The sequence below is a fragment of the Microcoleus sp. PH2017_35_SFW_U_B genome (genome assembly GCF_020737865.1).
GTDB lineage: Bacteria > Cyanobacteriota > Cyanobacteriia > Cyanobacteriales > Microcoleaceae > Microcoleus.
Genome location: NZ_JAEQDE010000118.1, coordinates 1 through 17389 on the forward strand (window position 1 = coordinate 1; position 17389 = coordinate 17389).

Consider the following 17389-nt stretch of genomic DNA (forward strand, 5'->3'; position numbering starts at 1 on the left):
TTAGCATCCCACTTACAGAAGTCACAACCACTTATGTCAGATTTTTTGGTTCCTACTCTTCTAGGATAACTGGGGTTATATTTAATTGCAAGCCCCTTAGGCAAACACAGCCAAAACTTGTAACTGTTGCCAGACAAAAAGAGCATAGAAATCATTTTCTCTACTAATTATACAGAAATTTTCAGCATTCTTATAAGTAGATTCACTTAAATTCGCGGGCGAAAACAAAAAGTTTTATGTTTTTTTGATTAATAAATCAGAACCCTGACGCTCAGAAATCGATATTTGTCAACAGCAAAGACACGCAAATATCCGCAGATCGGATTAATTTTAAATCTGGGGAGATTTGGGTGTCTTTACTTGGATTTGCGGTGTTATGCTGCTTTATTCGCCGTAATGGCCACCAGCAACCTTACCCCGAAATACTACGTAGTTGTAGATGTTGTAGAAAATCATGATCGGGATCAGAAAGCCGATGAACACAATCATAAATACCAGGGCGCTGGGTGCCGCCGCCGCTTGGTAAATCGTGAGTTGTGTCGGAATAATGTAGGGAAAAACAATCAATCCCAAACCGATGAAACTGAGCAAGAAAATCATAATCGTCCAGACAAACGGCGTGCGTTCTTGTTTTTGTTCCAGGCTTCTGAGCAAGAGTCCAACCAGCAGCAATCCCAGCACGGGAATCGCCGCAAAAACATAAACTAGCGGTTTATCGAACAATCTTGCTCTGGTACTTTCATAAAAAACCGGAGTGGCGATGGTAATCAAAATTGCTCCGATTAACGTTGTCACCGCCGCAATTTTAGCGGTGCGGTAGTGATTTGTTTGCAATTCCCCATCGGTTTTCATAATCAGATAGGTGGAACCGATCAACACGTAGCCTTGAACCAGTGTCAAAGCCACCAAGATCGATCGCCAATCCAGCCAATCCCAAGTAGTCCCCACAAAGTGACCCGCTTCATCCACCGCAATGCCTTCAAGCACCGCGCCGAGGGCAAATCCTTGAGCTAAAGCTGCCAAAAAACTGCCCGCACCGAAAGCATAATTCCAAAACAACTTGCGGTTAGAATGCTCGCGAAATTCAAAGGCTACAGCCCGAAATATTAAACCGAAAAGCATCATGCAAATCGGTATGTACAAGGCAGTTAAAATTGTGCCGTAAGCCAAAGGAAATGCACCAAATAAAGCGCCTCCCATTAAAACCAGCCATGTTTCGTTAGCATCCCAAACATTGCCCAGACTGGTCATTAAAATGCCTCGGCGCTCGTCATCAGAAGCAGTCAAAGATAATATTCCCACCCCTAAGTCAAAGCCATCTAGCATGACATAGAGCAAAAGAAATAAACCCAAAATGATGAACCAGACTTGCGGGAGAAAATGCTCCAAAGCTTGCATAAAATCTCCTATTGTTGTGCTTCTACAGGGCGTTGATCGGGAATGTGTTCTGCGAGTTCAGTTTCGATCGCAGGTTGATTGCCTAAACCAGGTACTGACAGATTTAAATTAGGGCCTTTGCGGATAATGCGGCTGCCAAAATACAAGGCGCAAACAAACAAAAAGCTGTAAATAATCGCAAAGAAACTCAGAGAAGTTAAAACATTGCTAGCGGGGATATTTGATACGCCGTCAGCCGTGCGAATTTGCCCGTATAAAACCCAGGGCTGTCTGCCTACACAGCGCACAATCCAACCCGATTCTACAGCGATATATCCCAGGGGTGCTGCTAAGATCCAAGCGCGCATCAACCAAGGTTGACTGCTAATATTTTCAGCAGAAAGTTTGCCTCGCATCCACTGAATTGTGCTGAACAGCATCAATCCTACAAAGAAGAATCCAATCCCGGACATGATGCGGAAACAATAGTAGATTAAACCTACCATCCGGGGTCGATCTTCTGGTTTCCACTCTTTTAAACCGAGGACTGGTTCGGAAAGTTTTTGTTTGAATTCTAGAACGTATCCTAAGCCATTGGGAATTTTAATTTCCCAGTCATTTTTTTGGGCTTTTTCATTAGGCAAAGCTAGCAAAGTCCAATCGGCTGATTCTCCGGCTGCTGAGGTTTCCCATTTAGCTTCGATCGCTGCTAATTTTGTCGGCTGATAGTGATAGACTTGTTCGGCGCTCAAATGTCCGATGAATATCTGCAAAGGTGCAACTGCGATCGCCGTCGCTATGGCAATCTTTAAAGATTTGGAAAAGAAGGCTTCGTTGCGCTTATTTAGAATGTACCAAGCGCTAATTCCACCAATTACAAACAGGGAAGTTTCTAACGTCGCAAAAAACATATGTAGAATGCTGTTTAATGCGAAGGGGTTCATAATTGCTTGAAAGTAATCGGTGACAACAAACTTGCCATTGACCATTTCTCCGCCTGCTGGAGTTTGCAGCCAAGAGTTAGCGACTAAAATCCATACAGTGGATAGGTTTGCGCCGAAGGCTACCATGATGGTAGCGAAATAATGGACGATCGGGTGAACGCGCCCCCAACCGAATAGCATAATTCCTAAAAAGCCAGCTTCTAGCATAAATGCCATTGAAGCTTCAAACCCTAAAATGCTGCCAAAAAAGTCACCCACGGCTTCGGAAAATGGTGCCCAATTCGTCCCAAATTGAAACTCCATGGGAATGCCGGAAGCTACACCAATACCGAAGTTGAGAACGTATAGTTTCGACCAAAAACGAGCGTGGTGGTAATAGTCAGGATTGCGAGTTTTCAGCCACATTCCCTCAACAATTACCAGATAAATTCCCATTCCCGTTGTCAAAACTGGCCACAGCATATGGAATATGGCGGTTAGCGCAAATTGCATCCGCGATAGCGCCACGGTATTAGATAAGATATCCATGTTTGTGTCCTTTGGTCAGTTCAACAGAGATTAGTTTGCACAATTTTTAGAATTGACATTAACTACAATGTAATGTAAAAATTCGTGACATTTTGTATGGTTGGCAATTTTTAAGGTTTTATACAGATTTGATTTGTGTTTTTTAATACGTTTATCGGTTGTTTTTATTGGAAAATAGGTACATTTGAATTTATGGTTGGGTGGGCGGGTTTACCAGATTATTGGTTTTGGGCGATTATTTCGGTGAACCAGCCCTTACAAGATTGATATTTGTTGATGCGGGGATACGATTTTAGTACATTTGAATTTATGGTTGGGTGGGGGCGGGTTTTTGAGATTGTTTGTTTTGGGCGGTTATTTCGGTGAACCCGCCCCTACAATATTGATGGTTTTTAGGGGATAGGATATTAGCGAACGGTGACTGTATGACTGAGTTGGGTGGGCGGGTTTTTGAGATTGTTTGTTTTTGGCGGTTATTTCGGTGAACCCGCCCCTACAATATTGATGTTTGTTGAGGGGAATATTATATTATCTAACTGTGACTGTATAACTGAGTTGAAAGGGTTTAAATTTAGCTGCGGCTTTGGGTTTTCCGCTGAGTTTTAACTCGTAGATTCCTGCCTTGGGAAATACAATTTCTGCTCCGGGAATGCCTTGGTAGCGCTCGACAGATACGGCTTTTAAAGGCGGTTCAATCAGCGGTTTATCCCCCTGTTTGTGATTTTTTGGATAAACCGCTAGCTGGCAGTTGCACTGCTCTAAGGGGATAATTTGACCGCCCCTGCGAGTCAGTGCAAACCACACTTTTGCAGTTTCTCCGGCGCGGGGATTGTGGTTTGGTTCGAGGTGAAAGGTAGCGGCGACATCTCCCGAGATTTCGACTTCGTGGGCGATCGCAGTTGTGTTTAGCTGCGGTATGGGAAATATTCCGGCTTGTACTAGCAATCCCAAGAAGACTAACAATCCTAAACTTTTACTTTTCTTTGACAGGTGCAACATAGAAATTATCCAGTGATAAAATTGACCAAAATAAGCGCGATCGCACTAACAAAACTAACACCGCAACCGCGGCTAAGACGGCTGTCACCAGTCGATCGTACAACTTCCATTCAAAACCGCCGAGATAGTGGGAGCCGATGAGGGCTGCGTGAAGGGCGCACAGCAAAAAAGCGGGTACTGTTAGCAAATGAATTTGCCGCCACCGCTTCCCTAAATAATTTTGAAGCCGATCGCAACTTGTCACCGCTGCGGGTATCATCAACAGCAGTCCCAGCATTCCCAATGCCATCCCTAATTGATGCTGCGGCAGCATAAAAGATACAGCGTCAAAATTCCATTGCAGCGTATGATCTAGCATATGAAACGTGTGGGCAAGGGCGATCGCAAACCCTCCGACACCCAAAGCCCGACGGTAGCGCAACAGTGGCGGCAAAAACTTGCTGAGCGGACGCGCAATCAGTGCTAGCATCAAGCATATTAGGGCTGCGTGGCCTGTCAGATCGACCATTTCATCGGTTCGCAACAGAGTAATGATGCCGATCGCCAGTGTCACCCAACCACCTGCGCGAAACAGTTTACTGCGTTTGTGGGCGCTGAATCTGCCAGCAAAAAATCCCACTCCCAGCATAGTTGGCAAGGTACCCGCTCCAAAAGCAAACATCGTTGCCGCACCCAAAATTGGGTTTCCGGTTTCCGCTGCTTTGATTTGCGCTGCATACAGGAAACCGCAGGGAATTAAACCCCAAAGCAAACCCAAAGCCAATGGTATCCACCAGTTGTTTTGAGTTGAAATCTTGGTCATTGCACTGCTGATGCGATCGTGCTTCACTGGATGCAGCAATGGCAAACGCGGCAGCAAATCTGGTTTAATTTGTACCAATCCAAACCAAATTAGCATTGTACCGGTGATAATGGCGATCGCCCGCCGCCACCCGCTACCGATACCTGCCATTTGCCCGCCTGCAATCAATACCGAACCCACTCCGCCAATTGCAGCGCCAACTAAAGCATAAGCCACAATTCTTCCCACATTTAATAGCAGGTGAAAGCGGAAGGAAGCTAATTTATCTTTGTCGGTACTTGACAGGGAAAAAGCCACTGTCAGCGGGCCGCACATTCCGGCGCAGTGTCCGAAACTGCCGAGAAATCCTAAAGTTGCAATTAGCAGGATGTCTAGCATTTTGAGTCAGGGGATTTTAGATTTTAGATTTTACATTTTAGATTGGTTTTTACTGCTTATGTCATGTCTGGTCAATTACCCGCGATCTGGTTTGTAGTGAGGACTTTAGTCCTTGATTCCTAAGGACTAAAGTCCTCACTACAAACCCTTTTGATTGTGGTCAACTCTCAACTGTTTTGAATGCCGATCGCCAAAATCCCCAAAATTTTATCAACTTCATTCAAAAAATACTCTAATAAATCTATTTTAACTGATTGCCCTTCCAGTATCAAAAACTTCCAAATTTCTCCCGTTGTCACCACTCCATAAATCTTTGATACCTGATTTCCCTCGCGCTCATTAAACAGTTGCGCTGCATACATTTCGGCCACGTACTGACCCAACCCAGCATTAATATTTTCCTTTTTTGCCTCAACGATTAAAATCGCAGGTGCGCTTAGAATCAAAAGTTCTACCGATCGGCTAATCAGAAAATCGCAACTCCCGTTTAATCCCAAGTCGCTATCAACCGTAAAATCGACACCCGAAAACAAACTAATGCGATCGGGAAACAGTCTGGTGAACTACCCAACACCCATCTGAGCACAGATAGGGTGTAGGCTTCCCAATTCATTGGGGATTGCCTCGGTCTTCATGGCTTTTTTACGTCCTGATAACTTTGGTCTTACATCCCCTCCAAGGGCAGAAGAGCTAGTTCCTAACTCCAAAAGTCGCAAACCTTCATTTTTAATATTGATTGCAGCATTAATATCTCTATCATGCTGTTTCTGGCAGTGAGGACAATCTACAAACCTTACGCCCAATGAATCATAGCCTTTCTGTAGCATCGGGATTGGTAGTAGAGTCTCGCTACAAAGTTGAGAAGATGGGAAAAAACGTCCTATTTCTTGGTAGGTATGACCAAATTTCTCAGCTTTGTACTTGAGCATGGTTTGAAACATCCCCCATCCTTGGTCTGATATCGATTTTGCCAAGTTGGGATTTTTTACCATGTTCTTAACTGCCAAATCTTCTACACAAATAACTTGGTTTTCGTAGGCTATTTTGCGAGATAGCTTGTGTAGAAAGTCTTCACGAATTCTAGCTATTTTGCTAGAAACTTTGGCTAATATTCGTCTAGCTTTACGACGTTTATTAGAAGTTTTATCTGTCTTTTTAGCTAATTTTTTCTGTTTGCATTTTTTATTATTTTCTAGTTTGGCTAATTGCTTTTTAGGTAGGTCATATTTTGAGCCTTCGGAAGTTATAGCAAAGTGCTTCAATCCTAAGTCAACGCCGATAGCTTCCCTAATTGCAACTACCGGATTGTCATTTTGGTTAAAAAGAATAGATGCGTAGTACCTGCCGTCTGCATTTCTCGATATTGTTACAGTCGTGAATTTAGCATCAGGTAGTTGTTTGTGAAACACAGTTTTCATTAACCCCAGATTACCGGGAAACTTAATAACAGAATCCTCTGGCATCAGTTTGATATTTTGGGGATATTGAATTGATTCCTTACCATGTTTAGATTTAAAGTTAGGGAATTTAGCACGACCCTCAAAGAAATTGACAAACGCACTTGAAAGATTGAATGTTACTCGTTGTAAAACTTGGCTATAAGCTAGTCCCAACCATTCAAATTCTTTTTTTAGTCCCGGAAGCAACTTATCCATAGCTGCTTTAGAAAGCCCCTTGCCTGTTTCTTTGTACGCGGTGGTTGTTGCATTAAGCATATGATTCCACAACCATCTAGTATTGCCAAAACATTGAGCTAGATATGATTCTTGCTTGCCTGTAGGATAAATTCTCATCTTAACTGCTCTATACATGGTATCGACCTTACCGTGTTTACATATTCATAGTAACACATTTTTGATGATTGTTTCACCAAAAACAGAATATTTTGCTCGTTTCGTCGTCGTAGTCTTCCCGGTTTTCGCTGCGCTCAAATGTGGTCAGACTACACTCCTCAACTCACGCGCAATTCATCTCGACACTGACAAACGTACAGGTACAGTGTGAGCCTTCTTGCTGTTCGAGGTAAGTTCCAGCAAAATCGGCGCAATAATCATTTCTGAGCGCGATTTTTCCGTATTGCTCGCCAGAGCAAAAGGAACATTATAAGCTAAAGTTTCTGTTAAATAATTGCTGCATTTTAAATCAGGTACGGCCGAAAACAAATCTTGTCTGGGCGAAATCGTTAAATTTAAAGATTTTTTGACACTTGCCAAACTAAAATCGCTGTAAGCCATACCTTTTGCCCTTAATTTTTTACTTTCTTAGGACTTCTACCCCATCTGACTGACGCAAGCTACCCCGCGATCGAGGGTGCATCTTAATTTGGCAAGGGCGAAGCATTTCGGCACATAATTTATGAACCAGAACCAGAGATTGACTGCCGAAATGCTTCGCCCCTACGAATATATTTGCAAAAATCAGATGCACCCGCGATCGATCGACGGTTTGATTCGGGTACCATAACTGTCAACTGTCAACTGTCAACTGTTATAACTACTTTTGTTCTGGATGCGCCGCCGCCGGCGATGTCGCTCCCATTTGATTAATAGCAGCAATTAGCTGATAAAGCCGCCCCGCATCCCGCTGGTTGAAATGCAAAACTAGGCGCGGTAAAGCGAAGGTTTCATCTGTGGCTTCGGCGGGCAGAGCTTGACTTTTTTCAATTTTACCGTCTACCAAAATATCGCTAAAATTAGTATTTAGCCGATCGACATTCTCGTCAGAAAGTTGAGACTTCAAGCGAATTACCAGTTTTCCGTCCACGTAACGGCAGGAATGATAAACCAGATAAAAACTCGCGATCGCCTCACAAGCGACATTTATATCGTCTGTAATCGTGTACAGGCTGCGATCGTCCGCTGAAATCAAACCCCGACCCCGCAATTGTTTTTGTACAAAATAATTCCAATCGTGCCAATAATCGCCTCCGGGTCGATCGAGCAAAACCAAAGGGGCCGGCCCAAACTTGCCAGTTTGAGTCAAAGTCAGACACTCAAAAGCCTCATCCAGAGTGCCGAAACCGCCGGGAAACAAAGCCAAAGCATCGCTTTCCCGGAGAAAGAATAACTTGCGGGTGAAAAAATATTTAAAATTGAGCAACTTGGAGTCGCCCGCAATGACAGGATTAGAACTCTGCTCGAAAGGTAACTGAATGTTCAGCCCAAAAGAACGTTCCGCAGTCGCCCCCTCATTCCCTGCCTGCATAATCCCCCCACCGCCACCAGTAATCACCATAAATCCCTGCTGGGCGATCGCCCGTGCAAACTCTCTGGCTAGCAAATATTCCGCCGATGTCGGCGACACCCTCGCCGAACCAAAAATCACAATTTTGCGAACGTGGCGGTAAGGATAAAACATGGAAAAAGCTCTCTCCATATCTCGCAGGGACGCCGCCATAATCTTCCAATCGAGGCGATCGAGTTCCTCTCCAGCCATTTGCACGATCGTCGAGAGCGATCGTTCGATCCACTCAGAGTGCTTTAACATTGGCAGGCGATCGATTAAGTCGATCGCATCAGCTTGGAGGGACTCAAAACCTTGACCAGAAGGAATCATGAATTTTTCCGAAACGGTAACAATTTGTTGGTAGAAAAAATTAAGGGGCAAGCCAAATTTAGAAGCTAATAGCCACCAGCAAATAGCGCTGCTAGCAACTAATAACTTTTCCAGTAGCTTTACCCCGGTTTTGAAGATAGTTAGCTTTCGCGGCCCAAAAAAACAGCCCGAAACCTCTGGCAGTTTGGTTAAATGTACTTTTCCAGAGTGTTGGCCAGAGTAGTTTTCGGAACTGCCCCAACCACCATATCAACCCGCTGACCGCCCTTAAATATCATCAGCGTCGGAATGCTGCGGATACCGTATTGGCTTGCCACATTAGGATTCTCGTCGGTATTAACTTTTACTACCTTCACCTGCCCTTCATATTGCTGGGCAATTTCGTCTACGACGGGCGCCACCATCCGACAGGGCCCGCACCAGGGAGCCCAAAAATCCACTAGAACTGGAACTTCGCTATCGAGCACTTCCTGCTTAAAGGTAGAGTCGGTTACTTGCGCGGCTGCTGACATCCCTAGCCATCCTTGTAAATACTATTTCTCGGATAACAAGTTTAGCAAAAAGTGTCACCACTTGCGTCAGTCGATTTTACGATTTTAGATTTTAGATTTTAGATTTACTTGCAGCATTGAATCTGGGAGCGTGAACTTCGATCGAATATTTTGAGTTCTCCACTCCTGGCGCCCGGGGCTGGTATCCGTTTTTGGGTAGGGAGCGACGACTTTAAGAGAAGGCTTCAGAAGGAATTCGAGAAATGGAAGTTATAAAAAGGCATTCGGCCGCAAAAAATTCTCTGTAACTCCCCCTCCCCCTCTCCCCCTCTCCCCCTTTCCCCCTCTCTCCCTCCCCCACTCTCCGGATCGAACAGCCTTAACCCCGTACCTACTGAGTAAAGGGGAGCGCTTGGGGTCAAAAAGGAACCGCCCGAACAGTAGTCCGGGCGGAGTGTGGTGTGAGGAGTGAACGGAAACATGCGTCTCCGCTTCTTATATTGTGACACCTCCTTCTCGATAATTCCACAACATTCTGTAAATTTCGAGACGATCGCACAAATTTTGTCAAGGTATCCTGGTATTCGATCGGTAAATCTACTTGCCCATGCCCAACTGCTGAGCTTTTTGATAAACTTTACCCTCAGTCAGCAGAGAAGGAGCAATCACCACTTCCACTTGCTGCATCTCCTTAATATCCTTAGCGCCCAGAGTGCCCATGCTAGTTTTCAGAGCTCCGAGCAAGTTGTGCGTACCGTCATCGAGCAGGGCTGGGCCCCGCAAAATTTGCTCCACAGTCCCAGTAGTCCCCACGCGAATCCGAGTGCCTCGCGGCAAAACCGGGCTGGGAGTCGCCATCCCCCAGTGAAAGCCCCGGCCCGGAGCTTCGGCGGCCCTAGCAAAGGGCGAACCAATCATTACTCCATCGGCGCCGCAGGCAATGCACTTGCAGATATCGCCCCCGGTAATTAAACCGCCGTCAGCAATCACCGACACGTATTTGCCAGTTTCGCGATAGTAGTCGTCCCGGGCGGCGGCGCAGTCTGCTACCGCTGTCGCTTGGGGAACGCCGACACCCAATACCCCCCTAGATGTGCAAGCAGCCCCCGGCCCTATGCCCACGAGAATGCCTGCGGCGCCAGTTTTCATTAAATTCAGGGCGACTTCGTAGGTGACGCAGTTGCCCAAAATTACGGGTATTGGCATCTCTTGACAGAATTGGGTCAAGTCCAAAGATGCGATCGACTCTGGGGAAAGAAAAGCAGTCGAGACTACAGTAGCCTGCACAAAAAATATATCGGCTCCCGCTGCGGCAACTGTTAAGCCGTATTTGCTCGCAGCGGCCGGTGTACCGCTGACGGCGGCAATCCCTCCTCCAGCTTTAATTTCTTTAATTCTGAGCTCGATTAATTCTGGCTTGATGGGTTCGGCATAGAGTTGCTGCATCAGGGACACAAATTCGTGGTTCCCAACAGAAGCGATGCGCTCTAAAATGGGTTGGGGGTCGGCATAGCGGGTTTGAATTCCTTCTAGGTTGAGCACGCCCATTGCTCCCAATTCCGACAGCAAAATAGCCATGCGGACATCGACTACTCCGTCCATGGCGCTGGCGATGATCGGGATTTCTCGATCGATCCCGCCAATCTGCCACTTAGTATCTGCCAAACTCGGATCGAGGGTACGCTGTCCCGGTACGAGCGCGATTTCATCTATGCCGTAAGCTCTGCGAGCGCTTTTGCCCCGCCCAATTTCAATATTCACGCTGTTTCACTTCCACAATGTATTTAAATTAGACTAACAAAAAGTTCGCCGACCTGTGGGTAACGATCGCGCGGCTGTGTTTAAAATAATCTCGTCACTAAATTCTGATTTTATGAAATCCAAGGAGATACTTTTCCTCAGCAACGGCCACGGGGAAGATGCGATTAACTGTCAAATTGTCAATGCTTTGAGAACATCTGCGCCAGATATTCAGGTTTCAGCGATGCCCATTGTCGGTGACGGGGCTGCTTACAGTCGATCGACAGTACCAATTATCGGGCCCACCAGTCCCATGCCATCTGGGGGAGTTTTTTACATGAATCCCCTATTTTTCCTCAAAGATTTGAGGGCGGGGCTAATTCGTTTGACTTTGCAGCAAGTGAAAGCTGCTTCGGCGCATTCGCAGCAATGCGATTTGGTAGTAACGACTGGGGATATTGTCGCGGCGGGGTTCGCCCATGCCACAGGCCGCCCGTATATAATTTTTCTGTCGGCTCATTCTACTTATTACGAAGGGCTAGCCGATTTGGGTTTCCTCTTGAATTATTTGCTTTCCTCCGAGCAATGTCTGGCTATTTTCACTAGGGATGCTTTGACTGCTGCGGACTTAAACCAACAGGGTTTCGAGAAAGCCATATTTGTCGGCAATCCTGTCATGGACAACCTCAATGCTATAGGCAAAGATTTGCAGTTAAAGCCCGGAGTTCGGACGATCGCCCTTCTGCCCGGTTCGCGGCTCCCCGAAGCCAACGACAACCTAGTTTTGCTGCTAAAATTGGTCAAAGAAATTGCCGCCAACTCTACCTTACCAGTGCAGTTTCGAGCAGCCTTAGTTCCAAGTTTAATGCTGGAATTAGATAATATTGCAGCGCGCTCCGGATGGCTGCACCGAGAAGGAAAGTTAGTTTGTCAAGAAATCAAACAGCATGGTAGCGAAAAAGCAGCAACAGTTGAAGTAATTTGCTACTCAGATGCTTTCGCCGACATTTTGCAGCAGTCTAATTTAGTAATTGGGATGACCGGAACTGCGATCGAACAAGCCGTAGGCTTAGGAAAACCAGTAATTACCATCCCCGGTAACGGTCCGTCATTTACCTATCGGTTTGCCGAGGCTCAAAATCGGCTTTTAGGTGATTCAGTGCAAGTTATTGGCAAAGAACCAGCAAATCCTGAGATTATCAAAGAAGCTGCCGCTTCACTCGATCGCACTTTGCAAGACAAAAAATATTTAGAGACTTGCGTAAAAAATGGCTTAGAAAGAATGGGGCGATCGGGCGGTAGCAGCCAAATTGCCGATCGCTTAACCAAATATCTTTCTGATTAATTGGAGTATACTGCTTAAACAATTGAGAGTTAGCAGTTGGCAGGAAAGCAGTTGACAGCGAGGTTTTAAACAGTTAATACTCAACGCCTGTAATTCTTAAAAAGCTAAATTTAGTTAGGAGAGGGATGGGCTTCTCGCATCCCCTGTTGTTATCAGAAAGAATTGGTTGAAAGCCCCAAGCCCGCTCAGGAGAAATTTTAAAAAGACGATTCATTACTCCAATCCTCTTCCTTCCAGGTAGAGGTCGCCCTCAACTGTCAACTGAAAAGTCTTGCCCAATGTTCCCAATTGAATCGATAGAGTTCATATTGCCAGCGTTCGTGAAACTCTGCTACAGAAATATGCAATGCTTGGTTGATGAGTTCCTTTTTCCGATATAATACAATACCGTTTACTTAACGCTTTTTAGGAATTTAATCTGACGATTTTCCTGGCAATACAAACATTTTTTGCAAGTCAGATTCTTCCTAAGTCAACCGTATTGCGATATAATATCCATTTGGCAGTTTGAAATCTATCCCAATCAATTTGCCAAATTGCTAATCTTGCCGTATCTTTTTGGCGATTGCTATGAATTGGTTCCCATGCGATAGATTCCCAATCGTTGAGTTGTACTGAGTAATGCAAGATATTGGGGTTGTGAATGTCGCGATGATAAAGTAATTTCCCGAAATCTGGATGATGGAAATTATTGTTGATTAAATTGTGAATATAATTTGACATGATTTTCTGATTTATTTGCTCTTACTATTATAGATATTTTTAAGTAAAGCACAGGCGATCGATGGCTAATGACTAATTACCAATTACCCACGATCGAATGTACCTCATGTTACTGAGAAAAGTGATAGTCATACCATTGGGGGATAATAACTCATCCGATTGGGTGAGGCGGAGTCGAGAGTTTGTGGCTGTATTATTAAACGGTTATTTTCAGGGAATCTATCGATGAAGTTGAAAGCTCTGTTCACTGGTTTAGTTGGTCTGACAGTTTTAGGAAGCGGTTTGTTGGCAGTGGAATCTGCGATCGCCCAACCAGCCTCTGTTTTTTGGCCGCTGATTGACGACATTCGCCGCCAATTGCCGAAAGGCTTGAAAATGCGACTGCCTGCCTCTATCCCCGCTACTCCGATACAGCTTTATCCTTTCATTGAGTCCGATGGTAAAGTATTTAAAGTTAATATCGGAATTAAGCCAGACTGCGCTAAATCTGCTAATGCTTCGTCTTGCACTGTCGGAGTATTCGCTGTGGTTTCACCCGCTAATTCTAAAAATTGGCCTGGGCAAGATAAGGATATTTCGCCAGTTAATTTGAGTGGTGGAATTCGTGGCTACTATTTAGCAAAAGGTGGTGGCAGAACTATTTCTTGGGAACAGGAAGGACTCAGATATGCCGTAGCGGTATCGGCGAGTGCAGTGTCTCAACAGCAGTTGCTGGATCTTGTTAATTCGATGGTGAGTCAACCGGCGATCGCCAGTATTCAATAATCGCACAAATCTAAAATTCTGAATTGCTCAACAATCTGACTATTTTTTGGGCATCGTTCAATTCGCCGACTATTCGCCGCACGGGTTTCGGCCAGATTTTAATTAAAGTGGGAGTTGCTGAAATCTGATCTGCTTCTGCTTGTTCGGGATGTTTTAACACATCGATTACTTTCAAAGTGTAGGGGCGATCGAGACATTGCTCTAGGAATTGGTATAAAGTTTTGAGGGTGCGTTCGGTGCTGGGGTTGCTCCCGGAAACAAACAGCCGCAAAACGTACCCTTGGGTTGGTGGCGGTGGGGTGAGTCCTGTTGGTTTGGTTCGCGGGAACAGCGGAGATTGTCGAAAGTGGGAGGGAGGCGCGATCGCAGAATTGTGAGAGTCCGATCGCCCAACGTCGATCGGATATCGTACAACTAAGTCGTGATTTTCCCAAAGTTCGGGGAATTGTTCGTGATAAGTGGCGATCGCCATTGGTTCGCAGATTTCGTCGCTGCGGGCTTCCCAAACCAAGTCGCCCGTGCCAAAAATGGCATTTAGCAGCGTTTGATGTCGCAGCACCGGGGGGTATGCCTCGGCTGCCACCCGCAACTGTCGATCGGTGCGATCGCGCCAGCAGTCAACGGTTGCCGTGTAGCAAGGTATCAGAAAATGGGGCGGTTCCGACAAACCGAGTATCTGCTGTAGGGCTACGCACAACTGCAAGTGCCACTGAGTTTGCTTGCGGGAGTCTATAGAATAGATTAAGTCTCCCCCTGGTGTAAACAGTGCAATGCCTTTAAAAAATTCTGGTAAAATCGGGCGATCGACTTTCATAAAAATAATACGGGATGCGGGAAACGAGCGCGTCTTTAGACCTGAGAGGAAAGCGACGCGAGGGACTTCAGTCCCCGTGTTCTTGAAAATGTGGTATAATTTGAATTGTGAGTAAGAACAAAAACATCTACGTGTTGAAACATCCTAGTATCGGAGAAATCCCTGCAACTTAGTACACAAGAGTGAGAGGTAACACAAAAAGAGCGGTGGGATGGCAGGATGTTGAGCGTACCGTGTCTTGGCTTAGCGATGGATTCTGAAAGCATTGGAAATAACAATCATTAGCTAGTAACTATCGCTTGACGATTGGTGACTAGGTAGACGGCGTTTGACGGCCGTAACGAGATTAGATTTAGGTAATACACGCTTGTCTAATTCTGTCAGTAGAATCTCAGTGGCGTTGACTCCCTGAGAGTGTCAATGAAGTACCAATAGACTTGCATTGCATAAATCTTTGATTGATAGATATAGCCTTTCTCTAAAAGGTTCGCGGACCAATTTTGCCAGGAAAAGCTTGACACTGTAACGGTTGCAGCATACCTCGGCATACCTCATCTTTCGATCGAAAGGCTATAAACCGCAGATGCAACGCAGATCAACGCAGATCATTTCAAGACTTGAGAGCGATTTTTGCAATCTTTTGTAATAACAGTTAACTATTAATTAATAACAGTTAACTGTTAACACTTAACACTCGACCTTTAGACTCGACCTCGGAGCATCTGGGCCATTTCGTTCGGGAACGGTGAGTTTTCTACAGCCAGTTCTTCAGTAATTCTACCTTCTTGATAAAGGCCGTAGAGCGACTTATTCATCGTCGTCATGCCTTCATAAGTATCTTTGATCATGATTTGATTGATTTCCTCATTCTGCCCCTTCAGAATGTATTCCTTAACCACGTCGGTATTGATCATAACGTCGTGGAAAGCAGCCCGCTTGCCGTCTGTGGTTTTGCACAGCAGTTGAGCAATAATCGCCACTAGGGATTCGGAAATTGAAACCCGTATGGCCTCCTGTTCTTCCGCCCCGAACATATCCAGAATCCGGTTCAGGGTTTTAACTGCACTGTTGGTGTGCAGGGTTCCCGCAACTAAGTGACCTGTCTGAGAGGCTTTGAGGGCGATTTCCACCGTTTCTCTGTCCCGAATTTCTCCTACTAGCAGCATATCCGGGTCTTGCCGCAGAGCGCCTTTGAGAGCGCTCATAAACTTGAGGGTGTGTCTGCCGACTTCCCGGTGCTTGATCAAGGATTTTTTGCTTTCGTGTACGAATTCTACCGGGTCTTCGATCGTGATGATGTTGTAGGCTTTATTTTTGTTGATGTAGTCGATCATGGCGGCCAAGGTGGTAGATTTGCCCGATCCTGTGGGGCCCGTCACCAAAATCAGCCCTTTGTGGTAGCCACATATTTTCTTAAAGACTTGCGGCAGGTTCAATTCCTCCATTGTCAATATTTTGGCAGGAATTAGCCGCAGCACCATCGCCGGGCCGGCCAAGGAGTCCATGCAACTGATCCGAATGCGGACGAAGCCGAAATCGAAAGCGCCGTCAAAGTCTAGGGTTTTTTGGAAAATTTCAATTTCTTCATCGCTCATGCACTCGCGCAGCCAGCCAAAAAACGTATCTAAATCCGACGGTGGATAGCCGATGTCGGCTATCTCGCCCCGGTTTCGGAAGCGCGGGAATTCGTTGACTCCGAGGTGAAGATCGGATACTCCTTCTTCTTTGGCTCGCATTACCAACTCTTTCAAAGTCGGAATTTTGCTGTTGCTGGAATTTTTAGGTGTGGCGAAGGATTGGGGCGCGGGTGCCGGTGGCTGTGTGGCGGCGGGTGGTGGGGGTGCTGGTGCTGGTGGCGGTGCTGGTGGCATTCCTGCTGCTCTGGGAATGCCTGGAGCTGGAGGGCGGGGCAGCCCGGGCGGTGGGGGAGCTCCGGGTACGGGCGGACGAGGAGCTGGCGGATGCTGTTGTGTCATATGCGCTACTTTGAATTTGGTGAGAAGGCTGACTCGAACAGTTGACACTCAAGGCGCGTAAACGCACTGAGATTCTTTAGAAGGAGATATCCACCGTTGGACATTGCTCGAACCGCTACTCGTAGAGCCGCTTAGTCGAACTCTACCGCAGCGCGACAGGGGGTGCCAATTCCCACTATTCTCTCCGCTATTTCTAGCATTGAGGCTACTTTGATTTGTTGTGAGTGATTCACTCGCCCCAGAGTCTTTACTTGCAAAGGCTAGAGGTAGGGTATCATTGGATACCAGTTTAACCATTTCGGTTAAACGTCTTTTAACTACAACGTCCAATTGCTAGGAGTTTCACCTTACTTTAGAGGTCAACGTGTGTGTGTCTATTTTAACACACTTCCCACATATAAAGCCGTCCTGTAAGGCTTGCCCTGAGCTTGCCGAAGGAACGGGGGTTGCACCCACAATTTCTGATGATTTGTGGAAGTTGGACAATGCCGATCGCCCGAAGAGGGTTTCTTGCACAAAAGCTTAACTGTTCAGATCAGTTTATCTCAAGAGGGGGTCGCAGCAAGGAAATATTCTGCTGTTTGCACGCGGGCGATCGCTCTGGGCCTACAATCGAATATGGATTTTCGACATTTTTGAATATTTTTTTAAAGGGAAAGACTTTTTCTTAAAAAACAGTATTATAAAACTTTATTAAGTTTGTAAGCAGTAGTAAGCAATAGTAGTATCATATAGTCAAAATGGTCAACTGAGAGAATTATTGCGATCGTCAAAAAATGGAGAGTCTGAATGCAACTAGCAGAGAGGCACATCATTAAATCCACCGAGAATCGTTTTGTTGAAATTGATGAACTAGCCTTTAAATCCAAAAATTTGTACAACGCGGCTAACTACCTTATCCGTCAAAGTTTTGTCTATGGATGGGGTTATATCAATTACAACGAAATGAACC

The 17389-nt window shown here is 45.7% G+C and carries 16 protein-coding genes and 1 pseudogene; 4 read left to right on the forward strand and 13 right to left on the reverse strand.

Features of this window, described 5'->3' with window-relative positions; all coding sequences use genetic code 11:
* Positions 1 to 384 precede the first annotated feature (384 nt).
* The 10 genes from cydB to JGK36_RS28605 form a co-directional block, all read right to left on the reverse strand.
* Positions 385 to 1398, reverse strand: a complete 1014-nt coding sequence (cydB, locus tag JGK36_RS28560; protein WP_293181501.1) for a cytochrome d ubiquinol oxidase subunit II — start codon at positions 1396 to 1398, stop codon at positions 385 to 387.
* A gap of 8 nt (positions 1399 to 1406) precedes the next feature.
* The gene (locus JGK36_RS28565; RefSeq protein WP_293181498.1) at positions 1407 to 2849 is read right to left on the reverse strand and encodes a cytochrome ubiquinol oxidase subunit I; all 1443 of its coding nucleotides are present in this window, start codon (positions 2847 to 2849) and stop codon (positions 1407 to 1409) included.
* A 528-nt stretch (positions 2850 to 3377) separates the two neighbouring features.
* Positions 3378 to 3848: a hypothetical protein gene (locus JGK36_RS28570; RefSeq protein ID WP_293181495.1), complete on the reverse strand. Its 471-nt coding sequence runs from the start codon at positions 3846 to 3848 to the stop codon at positions 3378 to 3380.
* A complete protein-coding gene (locus JGK36_RS28575) occupies positions 3823 to 5028 on the reverse strand; it encodes a sulfite exporter TauE/SafE family protein (protein ID WP_293192816.1) in 1206 nt (401 codons plus the stop codon). Before JGK36_RS28575 ends, JGK36_RS28570 begins: the two co-directional genes overlap by 26 nt.
* 167 nt (positions 5029 to 5195) lie before the next feature.
* The gene (locus JGK36_RS28580; protein ID WP_293201243.1) at positions 5196 to 5561 is read right to left on the reverse strand and encodes a hypothetical protein; all 366 of its coding nucleotides are present in this window, start codon (positions 5559 to 5561) and stop codon (positions 5196 to 5198) included.
* A 30-nt stretch (positions 5562 to 5591) separates the two neighbouring features.
* Positions 5592 to 6839, reverse strand: a complete 1248-nt coding sequence (locus JGK36_RS28585; RefSeq protein ID WP_293198765.1) for a transposase — start codon at positions 6837 to 6839, stop codon at positions 5592 to 5594.
* 156 nt (positions 6840 to 6995) lie between these two features.
* Complete coding sequence (locus tag JGK36_RS28590; RefSeq protein WP_293181486.1) at positions 6996 to 7262, reverse strand: hypothetical protein; 267 nt, start codon at positions 7260 to 7262, stop codon at positions 6996 to 6998.
* Between the two features lie 259 nt (positions 7263 to 7521).
* A complete protein-coding gene (locus JGK36_RS28595; protein ID WP_293181483.1) occupies positions 7522 to 8583 on the reverse strand; it encodes an LOG family protein in 1062 nt (353 codons plus the stop codon).
* A gap of 188 nt (positions 8584 to 8771) precedes the next feature.
* A complete protein-coding gene (gene trxA, locus JGK36_RS28600) occupies positions 8772 to 9095 on the reverse strand; it encodes a thioredoxin (protein ID WP_006631199.1) in 324 nt (107 codons plus the stop codon).
* 576 nt (positions 9096 to 9671) lie between these two features.
* Positions 9672 to 10835, reverse strand: a complete 1164-nt coding sequence (locus tag JGK36_RS28605) for a GuaB3 family IMP dehydrogenase-related protein (RefSeq protein WP_293192814.1) — start codon at positions 10833 to 10835, stop codon at positions 9672 to 9674.
* A 112-nt stretch (positions 10836 to 10947) separates the two neighbouring features.
* Here JGK36_RS28605 and JGK36_RS28610 point away from each other — a divergent pair, with 112 nt between their 5' ends.
* Positions 10948 to 12159 carry a lipid-A-disaccharide synthase-related protein gene (locus JGK36_RS28610; RefSeq protein ID WP_293198767.1) on the forward strand — a complete coding sequence of 404 codons (1212 nt, stop codon included), beginning with the start codon at positions 10948 to 10950 and terminating at the stop codon, positions 12157 to 12159.
* Between the two features lie 456 nt (positions 12160 to 12615).
* On the opposite strand, the gene JGK36_RS28615 is transcribed toward JGK36_RS28610, so the two are convergent.
* Positions 12616 to 12882 carry a hypothetical protein gene (locus JGK36_RS28615; RefSeq protein WP_293181474.1) on the reverse strand — a complete coding sequence of 89 codons (267 nt, stop codon included), beginning with the start codon at positions 12880 to 12882 and terminating at the stop codon, positions 12616 to 12618.
* A 225-nt stretch (positions 12883 to 13107) separates the two neighbouring features.
* Between JGK36_RS28615 and JGK36_RS28620 the strand changes: the two genes are divergently transcribed.
* On the forward strand, positions 13108 to 13647 hold the full coding sequence (locus JGK36_RS28620) for a hypothetical protein (RefSeq protein ID WP_293181471.1): 540 nt from the start codon (positions 13108 to 13110) through the stop codon (positions 13645 to 13647).
* Positions 13648 to 13657: 10 nt separating this feature from the next.
* Here JGK36_RS28620 and JGK36_RS28625 read toward each other — a convergent pair whose 3' ends face one another.
* Positions 13658 to 14461: a circadian clock KaiB family protein gene (locus JGK36_RS28625; RefSeq protein WP_293181468.1), complete on the reverse strand. Its 804-nt coding sequence runs from the start codon at positions 14459 to 14461 to the stop codon at positions 13658 to 13660.
* Positions 14462 to 15162: 701 nt separating this feature from the next.
* Entirely contained in the window at positions 15163 to 16197 is a 1035-nt protein-coding gene (locus JGK36_RS28630; RefSeq protein WP_293181465.1) for a type IV pilus twitching motility protein PilT, read from the reverse strand.
* Between JGK36_RS28630 and JGK36_RS28635 the strand changes: the two genes are divergently transcribed.
* Together JGK36_RS28635 and JGK36_RS34020 are read left to right on the forward strand one after the other, a co-directional pair.
* Positions 16187 to 16498: a hypothetical protein gene (locus JGK36_RS28635; protein WP_293181462.1), complete on the forward strand. Its 312-nt coding sequence runs from the start codon at positions 16187 to 16189 to the stop codon at positions 16496 to 16498. The two genes, JGK36_RS28630 and JGK36_RS28635, sit on opposite strands and share 11 nt — an antisense overlap.
* 728 nt (positions 16499 to 17226) lie before the next feature.
* Positions 17227 to 17389 (forward strand): annotated as a pseudogene (locus tag JGK36_RS34020) (RNA-guided endonuclease TnpB family protein); the annotation flags it as partial.